Source organism: Rhizobacter sp. P3_C12 (assembly GCF_056402735.1).
The window spans coordinates 1-15,209 of record NZ_JBFUGW010000156.1; the positions used below are offsets into that span (position 1 = coordinate 1).

Below are 15,209 nucleotides of genomic sequence, written 5' to 3' on the forward strand. Positions count from 1 at the left end.
GTGCGTTCGTGCGCGACCTGCATGCCTCGCACGGCGTGGTCTTCCACCTCGGCGCCACGGTGGCGCGGGTCGATGGCTCACAGGTCCGGCTGGCCGACGGCACGCTGGTCGAGGCCGACCTGATCGTCGCCGGCGTGGGCGTGCGGCCCGCACTCGCGCTGGCCGAACAGGCGGGGCTGGCCGTCGACCGGGGCGTCAGCGTCGACGCGTGGCTGCAGACCAGCGCGCCGGGCATCTTCGCGGCCGGCGACATCGCGCGCTGGCCGGATCCGCATTCGGGCGAGCGCATCCGCGTCGAGCACTGGGCGCTCGCCGAGCGCCAGGGCCAGGTCGCCGCGCTGAACATGCTCGGCCGGCGCCGCGCCTTCGACATCAGCCCGTTCTTCTGGAGCCAGCACTACGACGTGACGATCCAGTACGTGGGGCATGCCGAGCGCTGGGATGCGATCGAGATCGACGGCTCGATCGCGGCGCGCGACTGCAGCGTGCGCTACCGGCTCGGCGGCCGGGTGCTGGCCGTCGCGACGATCGGGCGCGACCTGGCGAGCCTGCGTGCCGAGCGCGAGCTGGAAAGCGCCGTGGCGGCGTAGCGCAGGGTCATTCGTGGTCGGCCGTCGTGCCGCCGGCGGCATGGCGCAGCCCGTCGAGCGCCGGCTGCACGACGGCGGCATCGGACTCTTCGGCGAACACCGCATAGGCCGGGTACAGGAACTCGGGCGCGCCCTTCACGCGGTACAGCCGGCCGCTGTCGAGGTGCTTGCGCACGACCGCCAGCCGGAAGTAGCCGGAGCCGCCGTTGGCCAGCACGAACTCGCGCCCGAGCGGGCCGAGGCCGGCGGTCACCGCCGCATGGCCCAGGTGCGGAAACGCGAGGCTGTGCTGCTGCGCGAACTCCGGGCCCCAGTCGACGTAGACGTAGTCGGCGGGGTCGAGCTTGCGAACCCGCTTGTGGGTGGGCTTGTGCGTGGTGACGAGCACCAGCTTCTCCTCGATCAGCAGCTCGATGCGCAGGCCCGGGCGGCGCTGCGGTGCGTAGACGACCGCGATGTCGAGCATGCCGGACGCCACGCGGTCCATCAGCTCGGGCGCGACGCCCACCTCGGTGCGCAAGGCGAGTTGCGGCGCGACGTTGCGCATCCACAGCAGCCAGTCGAGCAGCAGCGGATCCCACAGGCTCATCTCGCAACCGATGGTCAGCACCGATTCATGGCCGGGCGGCACGGCCACCTGGTGGCGCGCCCGCTCCCACACCTGCACCATCATCGAGGCGTGGCGCACGAAGCGCTCGCCGGCCGGCGTGAGCGACGCGCCGGCCTTGCTGCGCACGAACAGCGTGGCGCCGACCGCTTCCTCCAGCGCCTTCACGCGGGCACTGACCGCCGTCTGCGTGACGTGCAGCCGCTCGGCGGCGCGAACGAAGCTGCCGGTCTCGACGATGTCGAGGAAGGTGCGGGCGAGGGTCACGTCCACGGCGTCTCCAGCGGCAGATTTGAATGCAACATTGTTGCTCTTATCGGCCAATAAAGATCGCTTTACCGGAATTCAAGCAAGGACGACCATTCGCAGCACGCCAACAGAAGGAGTCCAAGATGAACACACGCTCTTCGAACACGACCCCGCGACGCGACACGTCGGAGCGCCCGCAGGCGGGGCCCGCGCAGCGGACGGCCGTGCCGCAGAAGAAGCCCGACGCGCAACGCACGGCCGGCTCCGCCCAGAGCCGCAGCGAAGCACGCCATGCGACGCGCGTGGCCGCCGAGAGCGAGGTCTTGATCGTCGGGGTCTGAGCGGGCCCGCCCGCTTTGCTCAGCTGGCGCCGGTCTCGGGCAGCTTCGCGATCACCTTGATCTCGAACTGGAACCCGTAGAGCCAGGTCACGCCGATGCCGGTGAGCGTCGGGTGAGGTGCGTTGCCCCAGTACTCCGGCACGATCTTCCAGATCGTCTCGAACGTCGATTCCGGATCGACGATGAAGACGGTCACGTCGACCACGTCGTCGAAGGTGCAGCCGGCAGCCGCCAGGATGGCATTCAGGTTGTCGAACGCGAGCCGCACCTGGGCCTGCAGGTCCGGCTCGGGAGAGCCGTCCGGCCTGCTGCCGACCTGCCCCGACACGAACAGGAAGCCGTTGGACCGGATCGCCGGCGAATACCGGTTCGTTTCATAGAGCGCCTGGCGCCCGGCCGGAAAAACCACATCACGCTTGCCCATCGCTTGCATCCTTGAATTGATCACGATGGAGAGACTCTAGGCATCCCCGCCGCCGGGATCTACGGGCCTGGCAGACAATCATCGTTTGGAAAATCCAAACAATCGTCGAAGAGCGGGGATCAGCGATGGACCGTTTTGATGCGATGCAGGCATTCGCCCGCGTGGTGGAGACCGGCAGCTTCACGAAGGCGGCCGAGACGCTGCAGCTGAGCAAGACCAGCGTGACGCAGCTGGTGCAGCAGCTGGAGGCCCGGCTGCGCGTGAAGCTGCTGAACCGCACCACGCGCAAGGTCAACGTGACGGCCGACGGCGCGGCCTACTACGAGCACGTGCTGCGCCTGCTGGCCGACATGGACGATGCCGAGAGCAGCCTGTCGAGCGCCTCGGCGACGCCGCGGGGCCGGCTGCGGGTCGACGTGCCGACCCCGCTGGCCCGCATCATCCTGGTGCCGGCACTGCCGGCCTTCCACGCGCGCTACCCCGACATCCAGCTCGACATGGGCGTGAGCGACCGCATGGTGGACCTGATCGGCGAGAAGGTGGATTGCGTCGTGCGCGGCGGCGAACTCACCGACCTGTCGCTGATGGCACGCCGCGTGGGCGATCTGCAGGCCCGGGTCTGTGCGGCGCCGAGCTACCTGGCGCGCGCGGGCACACCGGCGCATCCGCGGGATCTCGAGGGCACGCATCACCGCATCGTGGGCTACAAGAGCGCGCGCACCGGCAAGATCGTGCCGTACGCGATGCAGCGCGACGGCGAACGCATCGAGGTGACGGGGCGGTACGTGGTCGCGATGGACGATGGCAACGCCTGCCTGGCGGCCGGCCTGGCGGGCCTGGGAGTGCTCTGGCTGCCGGATTACATGTCGCAGGCCCACCGGGCGAGCGGCGAGCTGGTGCCGCTGTTCCCGGACTGGCGCTTCGATGCGATGCCGATCTACGTGGCGTTTCCGCCGAACCGGTACGTCAGCGCCAAGCTGCGGGTGTTCATCGACTGGGTGGCCGAGTTGATGGCGCGGCACGCACCTGTCGGCGGGGCGGGAACATCGTGAAGCGACACCGAAGCCGCATCAAGTGACCTCGCGGGCCGCATTCACGAGATAGGCCTGGATTTCCTGAAAGTCACGCGTGCTCAGCGCAACGTCGCTCGCACGCTCGGAAGACTTCCAGACGGCTGTCATGCCCAGCGCAATCGCAGGCTCGATATATCGCATCGAGGTAAGGAAGGGCCCCCAGCCCCGCGATCTTGCTGCGCTGGAATCCGTCGCGGCCGTTCGTCACCACGCCGACTTTCAATCCGGCAGCCTTGCAGGCCGCCAGGCAATCGATCGCTCCAGGGAAGGGCTGGGCCTGGCTTCCAAGGTTGGCGTCGCAGTCTTCCAGCAAAGACCTGCCCAATGCGCCAGGGAGCGCGAACGAGGCCGTGAGCCTCTCGAACACGTCGGGCTTCTCGATCCGAAGATGGTTGAGTGCCACAAACTCGCTGACCCAGTCATCGAGCTTCACGCCCTGTGCCGAAAGCCCGTGATCTGCATGGAGTCGCCTCGCCACGGCTCGCAGCGTGGCGGACTTGTCGTGGAGCGTGTCGTCAAGATCGAAGATCACGGCGCGCAGTGGCATGTGCGGTCTTTCTGGTGTCTTCCGGCCAACCATGGGCACAAGGCTTCGGCGGTGTCGCAGCGGGTCGGGTTAGATTTCCGCACGTCCGCGAGTGTCGACGACTTCACAGGCCATCTGCGCGAATGACTTCCTGAATGACTTCCTATTTCTTCGTCTTGTCGGTCGGGCTCATCGCAGGCTGCGTCAGCGGCGTCATCGGCACCGGCTCGTCGCTGATGCTGTTGCCGGTCCTCGTCTACGCCTATGGCCCGAAGCAGGCGGTGCCCATCATGGCGGTCGCCGCGGTGCTGGCCAACATCGCACGCGTCGCCGCCTGGTGGCGAGAGGTCGACTGGAAGGCCGCGGCGGCGTATGCGTTGCCGGGTGCGCTCACCGCGGCGCTCGGCGCGCGCACGATGCTGTCGCTGCGGCCGGCCGTCATCGATGCGATGCTCGGGCTGTTCTTCCTCGCGATGCTGGTGCTCAGGCGCTGGCGTGCCGGCACGGGGCGGCGCCTGCGCCTGCGCGAGGTCTCGGCAGCGGGCGCGGTGATCGGCTTCCTCACCGGCCTCGTGCTGTCGACCGGGCCGCTCAGCGTCCCGGTGTTCACCGCCTACGGCCTGACGGGCGGCGCCTTCATCTCCACCGAAGCGGCGAGCGCATTGGCGCTCTACCTCAGCAAGGTCGCGACCTTCCGGCAGCTGGGTGCGCTGTCGACCGACACGCTGCTGCAAGGCGCCATCGTCGGCAGCTCGCTGATGGCCGGAACCTATGTCGGGAAGGCGTTCGTGGTGCGGATCAGCCCTCGCGCGTTCTCGTTGCTGCTGGATGCGCTGATGCTGGGTTCGGGCCTGTCGCTGCTGTGGGCAGCGTGGCGCTGAGGTGCCGCTGGTAGACGTTCGAATAGTTCGAGTCGACCCGGCAGCAGGTGATGTCGCAGAAGTTGACTCGGTCGAGCTTCTCCAGCCATCGGCCGACGCCGGTGAAGTAGCGCACATATGCCGCGGCAGAAGTCGTCTTCACCAGGCGTCCGATGATGAAGTGCGGGTCGTCTCCACGCTCGCACTCGACAATGAGCAACGGATGGGCCCGCGCAAGCTGCTTGATGATCGAGCGCCAGTCCCGCAGATCGAATGCCGTGTCGAATGGAACCCGCTCCAGCAAGCCCTCCAACTCGAGCAACCTGGTCTGGAAGTTGTCCGTTGCAGAGCTGCGAATCTCGGTGATGTCCGATGTGCTGAGCACCATCAACCCATCCAGGCGGAAGTCGTGGACGTACTGCCGCACGACCAATTGATCTGACGCGGCCAGCGCGAATCCCTGGATCGCTTGAGCATCGATCCCGGTTCGCGTGATCGAAACGAGTTCCCGCTGCGCCGCCATTCGCCTGCCTCGCGTGTGTACTTTTGGTGTGGCGCGAATTCTGGCATTGAACGCCACAGCGTCAGGTCCACACAACGCCGCGCTTGACCCGCGTCAGCCCCCGCCCGGTGACCACCTGGCCGCAGTCCGGGCTTGCGCGGCGGCAAGGTTTCACCGCTCCTGCCGCGCTGCAATGGTCTGCCGGGGGATGTTCCTCCGCTCACCACCACAGGAAAGAGACCATGACCTCGCTCGATGCTCGCCCGCGCCACGTGGGCGCTGGCCGCCGCTGCAACCTTCGCCACCGTGCCCTGCGCGCCGGCTCAACAATGCTGCCGTCATGGATGACGCCGGGGCGCTTTACGCGCGCTCGTGCCGGGTTCAGGATGTCGGCGACATCGACTTGAAGGATCCGATGAGCACCGATCACCTGACCGCGGCCGACCCGAAGGCGACCGCCCTCCTCCCCCAGGACATCAGCACCGAAGTGCTGCTCGAGAAATACGCGAAGGGCGACGAGCGCACGCCCGACGACGTGCGGCGCCGCGTGGCCCGCGCGCTCGCGCAGGTGGAGCCCGCCGAATCGCGTCCGCAATGGGAAGCGCGCTTCCTCGAGGCGCTGCAGGCCGGCTTCATCCCGGCCGGCCGCATCAACTCGGCGGCCGGCACCGAGCTCACCGCCACGCTGATCAACTGCTTCGTGCAGCCGGTGGGCGACGCGATCGCGCAGGAAGAAGACGGCCACCCCGGCATCTACACCGCGCTCACCGAGGCCGCCGAGACGATGCGCCGCGGCGGCGGCGTCGGCTACGACTTCTCGCGCATCCGCCCGCGCGGCGCCTGGGTCGCGAGCACGCAGGCCAACGCGTCGGGGCCGGTGTCGTACATGCGGGTGTTCGACCGCTCCTGCGAGACGGTGGAGTCGGCCGGCGCGCGGCGCGGCGCGCAGATGGGCGTGCTGCGCTGCGACCACCCGGACATCGAGGAGTTCATCCACGCGAAGGACAAGGGCGACCTCAGCAACTTCAACATCTCGGTCGGCCTCACCGATGCCTTCATGGAAGCGGTGCAGCGCGGCGCCGCGGTGGATCTGGTGCACCGCGCCGCGGCCGGCCCGCACCAGGTGGCCGCCGGCGCGCACCAGCGCGACGACGGGCTGTGGGTCTACCGCAGCCTGCCGGCGCGTGCGCTGTGGGAGCAGATCATGCGCTCCACCTACGACCACGCCGAGCCGGGCGTGCTGTTCCTCGACCGCATCAACCTCGACAACAACCTGTCGTACTGCGAGACCATCACCGCCACCAACCCGTGCGGCGAGCAGCCGTTGCCGGCCTACGGCTGCTGCTGCCTCGGCTCGATCGACCTGACGCGCTTCGTGCGCGCACCGTTCGACGCGGGCGCGCGCTTCGACGACGCCGGCTTCGCGCGGCTCGTGACGCTGGCGGTGCGCATGCTCGACAACGTGCTCGACATCAGCTTCTGGCCGCTCGACGCGCAGGCCCGCGAAGCGCGCAGCAAGCGCCGCATCGGCCTCGGCTTCACCGGCCTGGGCGATGCGCTGGTGATGCTGAACCTGCGCTACGACAGCGCCGCCGCGCGCGACGAGGCGCGCCGCATCGCCGCGCTGCTGCGCGACACCGCGTATGCCGCTTCGTGCGATCTCGCGGCCGAGCGTGGCGCGTTCCCGCTCTTCAATGCCGACCTCTACCTGAGCCGCGGCACCTTCGCATCGCGCCTGCCCGGGCCGCTGAAGGAGCGCATCCGCAAGCAGGGGCTGCGCAACTCGCACCTGCTGTCGATCGCGCCGACCGGCACCATCAGCCTGGCCTTCGCCGACAACGCGAGCAACGGCATCGAGCCGGCGTTCTCGTGGAGCTACCAGCGCCGCAAGCGCATGGCCGACGGCAGCATGAAGCAGTACCCGGTGGAAGACCACGCCTGGCGCCTCTATCGCCATTTGCGAGGTACGCAGGCGCCGCTCACCGACGCCTTCGTCACCGCGCTCGAGATGAGCGCGCAGGCGCATGAGGAGATGGTGGCCGCGGTCTCGCCCTTCGTCGACACCGCGATCTCGAAGACCGTGAACGTGCCGGCCGACTACCCGTATGCGGATTTCCAGGACCTGTACCTGCGCGCCTGGACCTCGGGGCTGAAGGGGCTGGCGACCTACCGGCCGAACGCGGTGCTGGGCTCGGTGCTGAGCGTGGAGCCCGCCGCCTTGCCGCTGCAGCTGGCACCGGCCGTGCATGCCAACCAGCGCCTGGCCATCGAGCGGCCGCCGCAGCCGGTGCTGGCCTCGCTGCGCTGGCCGGGCCGGCCCGAGCTGATGGCCGGCAACGCCGCGTGGACCTACATGATCCGGCACCCGCACGGCGAGTTCGCGCTCTTCATCGGCGAGCTGCCGCAGGACGGGCGCAGCGCGCCCTTCGAGGTGTGGGTGAACGGTGCCGAGCAGCCGCGCGGGCTGGGCGCGCTCGCGAAGACGCTGTCGATGGACCTGCGCGCGAAGGACCCCGCCTGGGTGCGGCTGAAGCTCGACGCGCTGGCCACCGTGCAGGAGGAGCGCGCCTTCGACATGCCCTTCCCGCCCGACGGCGCGCCGCGGCGTTTCCCGGGCGTGGTGGCGGCCACCGCCGCGGTGATCCGCTGGCGCTGCGAGCAACTGGGCCTGTGGTCGGTGCCGACCGACGGGGCAACCTCGTCTCCGGTGATCGACGCGATGTTCAGCCGCCAGGAGCCGCTGACCGGCCCGAACGGCACGCTCGCCTGGTCCGTCGACATCCACAACCCGGCCAGCGACGAGGCGTTCACGCTGTCGCTGAAGGAGGTGCAGCTGCCGGAAGGGCTGGGGGGCCAGGGCGGCGCCGTCACGCTGCCCTGCGCGATGGGGCTGTCCGGCAACTACCCGCGGGCGATGGACGGCCTCGCACGCATCCTGTCGCTGGACATGCGGGTGCTCGACCCGGCCTGGATCGGCATGAAGCTGCGCAAGCTGCTGAGCTATGCCGAACCGCTCGGCCACTTCATGGCCTTCGTGCCGGGGCTGGCACCCGGCCAGCAGCGCCAGCAGACCTGGCCGTCGACGGTGGCCTACCTGGCGCGACTCGTGATCCACCGCTACACGATGCTGGGCGTGCTGAACGAAGAAGGCTATCCGCTGCGGGACATGGGCATCCTGCAGCCGCCGGACCCGGGCGAGGCCGCCGCCGCGCCGCTGGCCGGCACCGCCTGCCCGGAATGCGGGAACCATGCCGTCATCCACAAGGATGGCTGCGAGTTCTGCACGGCGTGCGGGCACATCGGAAGCTGCGGGTGACGCCTCCCGTCAGGGCAGGCTGCGGATGTGGATGCCGGCCGACTTCGACTCGTCGAAGGCCAGCATCTCCTTGATGCCGGCATGCTCGTCGTACGGCGTCTCGTAGCTCCACACGGCGTCCTTGATCGTCTGGCCGCCGTTGCGCAGGTCGAAGTAGCTGGCGTGGCCCTTGAACGGGCACTCGGTCGTCGTGTCGCTGCGTTCGAGAAACTCCATCTTCACGTCTTCCCGCGGGAAGTAGAAGCGCAGTGGGTGGCCGTCCTCGTCCAGCTTCACGGCGTTGCGCGAATCCGCGACGACCAGTCCGTTGAGGTTGACGCTCATGCGCCCTTCGGCGCGGGATTCCCGAACCTTGTGCTCGGGGTGCTGCTGGTGACCGGGTGATCGACTCATCGGGATGGCTCCTGCATCGAATGGGCGAAAGGGAGGGAACACCGCGCGCCGGCGGCGATGCCGTCGGCGGGCAATCGCGGTGCCTGCATTCATGTCATCGATGACACACATGGAGATGCCGCCTCCTCCATGTGAGGGCTTGTAGGACAGCAGACCTCCCACCAGAATCCGGCCCGACCGGTCGCGGCAGAGATCGCGCGCCGGATCACACGTCATTCACGAGGGAGACCCATGATCACTGCTTCCACGCGCGCCCTGTGGGCGTCGGCCCTGGCCGTCTCGCTGTCCACGCTCGCCGCCTGCGGCGGTGGGGGCGACAGCCCGGCGCCATCCCCGGCCCCGGCTTCGGGCCCTGCACCGGCACCGGCACCGGCACCGGCACCCGCTCCAGCGCCTGCCCCAGCACCTGGCCCAGCACCTGCGCCCGCCCCCGCCCCGGCGAGCTACTGGGCCCGCGCCTTCACGTACGCCAATTCGGACACCTACGTGCTGCGCTACTACTACTCCGACAACGTCGTCGACTCGACCGGTCGCGGCACCTACTACGACGTGCGTGAAGCGCTGTCGGCCGGCAAGCCGGCGGTGGTGGTGTACGACACCGTCCAGTTCGTCACCGCCGCGGGCTGGCACACGCCGCTCGACGGCGCCACGCCGAACCACAGCGGCCCGAACGGCGCCTACGACTACAACTACGGCTACATCGGGCAATCGACCTCCACCGACACCGACGTGGCCGGCCAGCCGATCTCGAGCGTCGTCGCAAAGACGCAGGATCTGACCACCAACACGCTGTCGACCGTCATCGGCGTCACCGCGGCGAACCTGACCGGCGTGATGCCGGCCGGCGCGAAGATCCGCACGATCTCCAACGTCGAGAGCGCCACCCCGGTCGGCTACCGGCTGACGGACGGCTTCGCCGGCAACAACGTGACGACGCTGGCGGGCCTGGTCACCAGCTACCCGGCGGTGACGAACAGCGCAGCGGTGTCGACGGCCAACACCGTGTCGATGGGCAACCTCCACGGCAGCAACGGCTGCGGGGTCCAGGTCTGCCTCCAGGAACGCATGCGCGGCAGCTTCAACGCCAACGGCACCGTGAGCCTGCACCTGTGCGATCTCGACACGGTGTCGGGTGCGTTCTCCAACTGCAGCAGCATCGGCACCGCCAGCTACCAGTCGACCACGGCGCTCGACGGCGCGACGCCGATCATGACCTTCACCGGCCTGCCGGCCGCCGTCTCCGCCCAGACCTTCACGCGTGTCTTCGTGCAGCGCGGCGGCCACGTCTACCAGGGCTTCCAGGACAAGCCGGCGACGTCGAAGCAGACCCGGCTCAACAAGGTCGCGTACGAGGCGCTGGCCGCCAGCCTGGGGATCACCCCGCCGACGATCCCCGACCACCCGGCGGCCACGGCCGGCACCTGGAGCGTCACCTACGCCGGCGGCGACACCGGCAGCTGCACCGCGCTGTCGGTCAACGCCCCGGGGCACGTGATCGGCACCTGCACCTCGTCCGGCGTGGGCGGCAGCTTCATGGTCAGCGGCACGGTCAGCGCCGCCGGCGGCCTCTCGGTCGGCAGCACCAGCAGCGACGCCAGCTTCAGCGGCACGCTCGGCGCCACCACCGGCTCGGGCACCTGGGCGCGCCCGAGCGCGTCGGCGACCGGCACCTGGAACGCCTCGAAGCAGTGAACCGAGCGGCTGCGCACGGCATGCGTGTCTGACACGGGCGCGGGAAAACCCCGCGTCACGTCTCGACACCATCCCGGGCAAAGCCCCGAAATAGCCGTGAAACTTCCTCCGCCTCTGCGGCTCCAAACGCGGTCACAGCTCTATACTGGGTCCGCGTGAAGTCTTCTTATCAGGCAGGAAGTGGGTCAATGATGGGTGCCAAACTCAAGGTCGCAGGCTGGATCACGCTGGGGGCCGTCGCTGGCGCGCTCACTACCATGCAGTTGCAGGCGACCGCCCGCAACACCGCCGCGCAACTCCCGCTGGAAGAACTCCAGCAGCTCGCCGCCGTCTTCGGGATGGTCAAGAGCGATTACGTCGAGCCGGTCGACGAGAAGAAGCTGATCACCGACGCCATCGGCGGCATGGTGGCCGGCCTCGACCCGCACTCCCAGTATTTCGACAAGAAGACCTTCAAGGAATTCCGTGAAGGCACGACCGGCCGCTTCGTCGGCGTCGGCATCGAGATCGGCATGGAAGACGGTCTCGTCAAGATCGTCTCGCCGATCGAGGGCTCCCCGGCCTTCCGCGCCGGCCTGAAGAGCGGCGACCTGATCACCAAGATCGACGACACCGTGGTCAAGGGCCTGACGATGGACCAGGCCGTCAAGCGCATGCGTGGCGAGCCGAGCACCAAGGTGCTGCTCACCATCTTCCGCAAGACCGAGAACCGCAGCTTCCCCGTCACGATCACCCGCGAAGAAATCCGCGTGCAGAGCGTGCGCTCGAAGATCGTCGAGCCCGGCTACGCCTGGCTGCGCGTCAGCCAGTTCCAGGACCGCACGGTCGACGATTTCGCCCGCAAGCTCGAAGAGATCTACAAGCAGGAACCCAACCTGAAGGGCCTGGTGCTCGACCTGCGCAACGACCCGGGCGGCCTGCTCGAGGCCTCGGTCGCGGTGTCGGCGGCCTTCCTGCCGGCCGATGCGGTGGTCGTGACCACCAACGGCCAGATCGCCGAATCGAAGCAGTCGTTCAAGGCCTCGCCGAGCGACTACCTGCGCCGTGGCGGCGGTGACCCGCTGCGCAAGCTGCCCGACGCGCTGAAGAAGGTGCCGCTGGTGGTGCTGGTGAACGAAGGCTCGGCCTCGGCCAGCGAGATCGTCGCCGGTGCGCTGCAAGACCACCAGCGCGCCACCATCATGGGCACCCAGACCTTCGGCAAGGGCTCGGTGCAGACCGTGCGCCAGCTGTCCCCCGAGACCGCACTGAAGATCACGACCGCGCGCTACTACACGCCGAGCGGCCGCTCGATCCAGGCCAAGGGCATCGTGCCCGACGTGATGATCGACGAGACCGCCGACGGCAACCTGTTCTCGGCGCTGCGCGTGCGCGAGGCCGATCTGGAAAAGCACATCGGCAGCGGCCAGGGCGCCGAGCAGAAGGACGAAGCCCGCGAGAAGGCGCGCGAGGAAGCGCGCAAGAAGCTCGAGGATGAAGCCGCGAAGAAGAACCCGCTGAAGCCGCTGCCCGAGTTCGGCAGCGAAGAAGACTTCCCGCTGGCGCAGGCGATCAACCGCCTGAAGGGCAAGCCGGTGGTCGTCTCGAAGTCGATCGTCGAACGGCGTGCCGAGGCACCGGCGACGAACTGATCCGACACCCTCCCTCCGAAACGCCCGCCTCGCGCGGGCGTTTTTCATTGTTGGGTATCCTGCCGCCGATGAACGACGACCAGCTGCTGCGCTACTCCCGCCACATCCTGCTCGACGAGCTCGACATCGCCGGCCAGCAGCGGCTGCTCGATTCGCATGCGCTGGTGATCGGTGCCGGCGGGCTCGGCTCGCCGGTGGCGCTGTACCTCGCGACCTCGGGCGTCGGCACGCTGACGATCGTCGACCACGACAGCGTCGATCTGACCAACCTGCAGCGCCAGATCGCGCACGACCTGTCGCGCGTCGGCCAGCCGAAAGCCGTCTCCGCGGCACGCTCCATCGCGGCGATCAACCCCGACGTGCGGGTGCATGCGCTGACCGAGCGCGCCGATGCGCAGCGCCTGGACACGCTGGTCGCCGACGCCGACGTCGTGCTCGACTGCAGCGACAACTTCGCGACCCGCCATGCCGTCAACGCCGCTTGCGTGGCGCACCGCAAGCCGCTGGTGTCGGGTGCGGCGATCGGCTTCGACGGCCAGATCTCGGTCTACGACACGCGCGACGATGCCGCGCCGTGCTACGCCTGCCTGTTCCCGCCCGATGCGGCGTTCGAGGAGGTCGCCTGCTCGACGATGGGCGTGCTCGCGCCGCTGGTCGGCATCATCGGCAGCATGCAGGCCGCCGAGGCGCTGAAGCTGCTGGCCGGCATCGGCAGCTCGCTGGCCGGGCGGCTGCAGATGCTGGATGCCCGCCGGATGGAATGGAACGAGGTCAGGCTCAGCCGCCAGGCCGGCTGCCCGGTGTGCGGGCAGCGCGGCCACGCCTGATCAGTCGGGTTTGATGTTGGCGGATTGAATCACCTTCGCCCAGCGCGCCACCTCGTCGTGCAGGAAGGCGGCAAACGCCTCCGGCCCGCGCGCATCGATGCGAAAGCCCTGCGTGCGCGCTCGCTCCTCGAGTTCGGGCGTCTGCATGATGCGCACGACCTCGGCCGCAAGCTTCTTCACCGCCGCATCGGGCATCGAGGCCGGCGCCATCAGGCCGGTCCAGTTCTCGGTCAGCAGCTCCGGCAGCCCGGCCTCGGCGGTCGTCGGCACCTCGGGCACCAGCGGATGGCGGGCAGCGCTCGCGATGGCGATCGCGCGCAGCTTGCCCGATTTGACGTGCGCGATGCTCTCGGGGAAGTTCGAGAACACCACGTCGAGCTGGCCGCCGATCAGGTCGGTCATGGCCGGCGAGCCGCCCTTGTACGGCACGTGCTGGATGTTGGTCTTCGCGAGCTCGTTGAAGAGTGCCAGCGTCAGGTGCGGCGGCGTGCCGTTGCCGCTGGAGCCGGCGTTCAGGTTGCGCGCCTTCGCGGCAGCCGTCAGCTCCTTCAGCGTCTGGATCGGGCTGGCGGCCGGCACCACCACCAGGATCGGCGAGCCGGCCAGCAGCGCGACCGGGCGCAGGTCCTTCGTGAAGCTGTAGGCCGCCTTCGGGAACAGCGTGACGTTGGCCGCATGCGTCAGCGTGATCGCGAGCAGCGTGTAGCCGTCGCCGGGCGACTTGGCGGCCACGTCGGCGCCGATCTGCCCGCCGCTGCCGGGCTTGTTGTCGATCACCACGCTGACCTTCCAGCGCTCGCCGAGCTGCTGGCCGACCAGGCGCGCCATCACGTCGGTCAGGCCGCCGGGCGGGAACGGCACCACGTAGCGGATCGTCGCGCCGGGCTTCGGATAGTCGCCCGCCTGTGAAACCTGTGAAAAGCCCAGCGCAGGCCACAGGCCCGCGGCACCGATCAGTACTGCTCGTCGCTTCACGCTCGTCTCCTTCAAATGGCCGGCATGCTGCCCGCGACGCGGACTGGCTGCAAACCTATCGATATGCGCGGAAAGTCGTAGCTTCAGGACAGCTGTTGGGCTAGCGCCTCCGACACGTTCAATCCATCACGTTCCGCGGCGCGCCGCAGCTGCTCGCGCCGGGCGCCCGGCAGGCGCACGCCGTCGTCGCGCAGCATCTCGGTCACCAGCACCTCCAGCCGGTCGAGGAACATCTCGCGCCCGGCCAGCGCACCCGGGTCGATCACGATGAAGGTCTGGCCCAGGTGCGGCCGGTTGCCTTCGTCGACGAAGAAGCTCGACGCCTCGAAACCGAAGTTCGCGCCGATCAGCGCCGTCACCAGCAGCTCGACCACCAGCGCCAACATCGCGCCCTTGGGGCTGCTGGCCGCGCCGATCGCGAGCATCGAGCCCTCCATGCCGGCCTTCGGATCGGTGGTGGGCTCGCCGTTCGCATCCAGCGCCCAGCCGAGCGGGATGCTGCGGCCCTCCTTGGCAGCGACCATCAGCTTGCCGCGCGCGACCTCGCTGAGGCTCAGGTCGATCAGCAGCGGGTCGGCACCGCGCCGCGGAAAGGCCGCAGCCACCGGGTTGGTGCCGAAGATCGGATGCCGCCCGCCAGCCGCCGGCATCGCCGACGGCGAGTTCGAGAAGCCGAGCCCCGCCATGCCGGCTGCGGTGACCGCGCGCAGGTGGTCGACGACGACCCCGCAGTGGTGACTGTTGACGATGCCGACGATGCAGATGCCGAGCTCGCCGGCGGTGCGGATGGCCTCGGCGATGGCCAGGTCGCAGGCCGGGAACGCGAGCCCCTCCTGCGCATCGACGACCAGCGCCGCGCCCTTGCGCTTGACGACCTGCGGCTGCGCGGCGCCATTGACGCGGTCGCATCGCAGGTGGCCGCTGTACTGCGCGATGCGGCTCAGGCCGTGCGAGGCCAGGCCCTGCGCCTCGGCCAGCACCAGCGCGCGGGCGGTCGATTCGGCCATCGCGGGGTTGGCGCCGGCGCGTTGCAGCGCGGCCGCGACGCGATGGCGCGCGTCGTCCAGCGTCATCACCGTCATGCGAGGGCCTCCAGCACCTTGGCCGCGATCAGCGCCGACACGCGCTCGTTGGCCTCGGCGGTGACGCCGGCGATGTGCGGCGTCAGCAGCAGGCTCGGGCAGCCGGCGAGCGGGCTGCCGG

15 protein-coding genes are annotated in these 15,209 nt (G+C 69.1%); 8 read left to right on the top strand and 7 right to left on the bottom strand.

Annotation, left to right across the window (positions count from 1 at the left end; translation table 11 throughout):
* The coding region (locus AC1DXV_RS21570) for an FAD-dependent oxidoreductase (RefSeq protein ID WP_477935469.1) at positions 1 to 590 on the top strand (590 nt) is incomplete at its 5' end.
* A gap of 7 nt (positions 591 to 597) precedes the next feature.
* Here the strand turns inward: AC1DXV_RS21570 and AC1DXV_RS21575 are convergent.
* On the bottom strand, positions 598 to 1,470 hold the full coding sequence (locus tag AC1DXV_RS21575) for a LysR family transcriptional regulator (protein ID WP_477935471.1): 873 nt from the start codon (positions 1,468 to 1,470) through the stop codon (positions 598 to 600).
* A 119-nt stretch (positions 1,471 to 1,589) separates the two neighbouring features.
* On the opposite strand from AC1DXV_RS21575, the gene AC1DXV_RS21580 reads away from it, so the two are divergent.
* A complete protein-coding gene (locus tag AC1DXV_RS21580) occupies positions 1,590 to 1,787 on the top strand; it encodes a hypothetical protein (protein WP_477873773.1) in 198 nt (65 codons plus the stop codon).
* 19 nt (positions 1,788 to 1,806) lie between these two features.
* Here AC1DXV_RS21580 and AC1DXV_RS21585 read toward each other — a convergent pair whose 3' ends face one another.
* Positions 1,807 to 2,211, bottom strand: coding sequence for a RidA family protein (locus tag AC1DXV_RS21585; RefSeq protein ID WP_477935473.1), 405 nt, complete (start codon positions 2,209 to 2,211; stop codon positions 1,807 to 1,809).
* A gap of 125 nt (positions 2,212 to 2,336) precedes the next feature.
* Here AC1DXV_RS21585 and AC1DXV_RS21590 point away from each other — a divergent pair, with 125 nt between their 5' ends.
* The gene (locus tag AC1DXV_RS21590; protein WP_477935475.1) at positions 2,337 to 3,263 is read left to right on the top strand and encodes a LysR family transcriptional regulator; all 927 of its coding nucleotides are present in this window, start codon (positions 2,337 to 2,339) and stop codon (positions 3,261 to 3,263) included.
* Between the two features lie 70 nt (positions 3,264 to 3,333).
* Here the strand turns inward: AC1DXV_RS21590 and AC1DXV_RS21595 are convergent, their stop codons facing one another.
* Positions 3,334 to 3,831 (bottom strand): HAD family hydrolase, encoded by a 498-nt coding sequence (locus tag AC1DXV_RS21595; protein ID WP_477865043.1) that lies wholly within the window; start codon positions 3,829 to 3,831, stop codon positions 3,334 to 3,336.
* A gap of 134 nt (positions 3,832 to 3,965) precedes the next feature.
* Between AC1DXV_RS21595 and AC1DXV_RS21600 the strand changes: the two genes are divergently transcribed.
* Positions 3,966 to 4,691, top strand: a complete 726-nt coding sequence (locus AC1DXV_RS21600; RefSeq protein ID WP_477865044.1) for a sulfite exporter TauE/SafE family protein — start codon at positions 3,966 to 3,968, stop codon at positions 4,689 to 4,691.
* On the opposite strand, the gene AC1DXV_RS21605 is transcribed toward AC1DXV_RS21600, so the two are convergent.
* Positions 4,609 to 5,250: a hypothetical protein gene (locus AC1DXV_RS21605; protein ID WP_477865045.1), complete on the bottom strand. Its 642-nt coding sequence runs from the start codon at positions 5,248 to 5,250 to the stop codon at positions 4,609 to 4,611. The genes AC1DXV_RS21600 and AC1DXV_RS21605 overlap by 83 nt on opposite strands.
* A gap of 337 nt (positions 5,251 to 5,587) precedes the next feature.
* On the opposite strand from AC1DXV_RS21605, the gene AC1DXV_RS21610 reads away from it, so the two are divergent.
* Positions 5,588 to 8,488 (top strand): adenosylcobalamin-dependent ribonucleoside-diphosphate reductase, encoded by a 2,901-nt coding sequence (locus AC1DXV_RS21610; protein ID WP_477865046.1) that lies wholly within the window; start codon positions 5,588 to 5,590, stop codon positions 8,486 to 8,488.
* 9 nt (positions 8,489 to 8,497) lie between these two features.
* On the opposite strand, the gene AC1DXV_RS21615 is transcribed toward AC1DXV_RS21610, so the two are convergent.
* The gene (locus AC1DXV_RS21615) at positions 8,498 to 8,881 is read right to left on the bottom strand and encodes a DUF427 domain-containing protein (protein ID WP_477865047.1); all 384 of its coding nucleotides are present in this window, start codon (positions 8,879 to 8,881) and stop codon (positions 8,498 to 8,500) included.
* Between the two features lie 231 nt (positions 8,882 to 9,112).
* On the opposite strand from AC1DXV_RS21615, the gene AC1DXV_RS21620 reads away from it, so the two are divergent.
* The 3 genes from AC1DXV_RS21620 (at position 9,113) to AC1DXV_RS21630 (ending at position 13,031) form a co-directional block, all read left to right on the top strand.
* Entirely contained in the window at positions 9,113 to 10,573 is a 1,461-nt protein-coding gene (locus tag AC1DXV_RS21620; protein ID WP_477865048.1) for a hypothetical protein, read from the top strand.
* Positions 10,574 to 10,764: 191 nt separating this feature from the next.
* A complete protein-coding gene (locus tag AC1DXV_RS21625; RefSeq protein WP_477865049.1) occupies positions 10,765 to 12,204 on the top strand; it encodes a S41 family peptidase in 1,440 nt (479 codons plus the stop codon).
* 68 nt (positions 12,205 to 12,272) lie between these two features.
* Positions 12,273 to 13,031, top strand: a complete 759-nt coding sequence (locus tag AC1DXV_RS21630; RefSeq protein ID WP_477865050.1) for a HesA/MoeB/ThiF family protein — start codon at positions 12,273 to 12,275, stop codon at positions 13,029 to 13,031.
* Here AC1DXV_RS21630 and AC1DXV_RS21635 read toward each other — a convergent pair whose 3' ends face one another.
* Positions 13,032 to 13,988: a Bug family tripartite tricarboxylate transporter substrate binding protein gene (locus AC1DXV_RS21635; RefSeq protein ID WP_477865055.1), complete on the bottom strand. Its 957-nt coding sequence runs from the start codon at positions 13,986 to 13,988 to the stop codon at positions 13,032 to 13,034.
* A 101-nt stretch (positions 13,989 to 14,089) separates the two neighbouring features.
* Complete coding sequence (locus AC1DXV_RS21640) at positions 14,090 to 15,088, bottom strand: Ldh family oxidoreductase (protein WP_477935477.1); 999 nt, start codon at positions 15,086 to 15,088, stop codon at positions 14,090 to 14,092.
* Positions 15,089 to 15,209 lie beyond the last annotated feature (121 nt).

Bases quoted from the DNA above. Each gene is read 5' to 3' on its own strand.
- AC1DXV_RS21580 (WP_477873773.1), top strand. From the start codon at position 1,590: ATGAACACACGCTCTTCGAACACGACCCCGCGACGCGACACGTCGGAG.
- AC1DXV_RS21585 (WP_477935473.1), bottom strand. From the start codon at position 2,211: ATGGGCAAGCGTGATGTGGTTTTTCCGGCCGGGCGCCAGGCGCTCTAT.
- AC1DXV_RS21590 (WP_477935475.1), top strand. From the start codon at position 2,337: ATGGACCGTTTTGATGCGATGCAGGCATTCGCCCGCGTGGTGGAGACC.
- AC1DXV_RS21595 (WP_477865043.1), bottom strand. From the start codon at position 3,831: ATGCCACTGCGCGCCGTGATCTTCGATCTTGACGACACGCTCCACGAC.
- AC1DXV_RS21600 (WP_477865044.1), top strand. From the start codon at position 3,966: ATGACTTCCTATTTCTTCGTCTTGTCGGTCGGGCTCATCGCAGGCTGC.
- AC1DXV_RS21610 (WP_477865046.1), top strand. From the start codon at position 5,588: ATGAGCACCGATCACCTGACCGCGGCCGACCCGAAGGCGACCGCCCTC.
- AC1DXV_RS21615 (WP_477865047.1), bottom strand. From the start codon at position 8,881: ATGAGTCGATCACCCGGTCACCAGCAGCACCCCGAGCACAAGGTTCGG.
- AC1DXV_RS21620 (WP_477865048.1), top strand. From the start codon at position 9,113: ATGATCACTGCTTCCACGCGCGCCCTGTGGGCGTCGGCCCTGGCCGTC.
- AC1DXV_RS21625 (WP_477865049.1), top strand. From the start codon at position 10,765: ATGGGTGCCAAACTCAAGGTCGCAGGCTGGATCACGCTGGGGGCCGTC.
- AC1DXV_RS21630 (WP_477865050.1), top strand. From the start codon at position 12,273: ATGAACGACGACCAGCTGCTGCGCTACTCCCGCCACATCCTGCTCGAC.
- AC1DXV_RS21640 (WP_477935477.1), bottom strand. From the start codon at position 15,088: ATGACGGTGATGACGCTGGACGACGCGCGCCATCGCGTCGCGGCCGCG.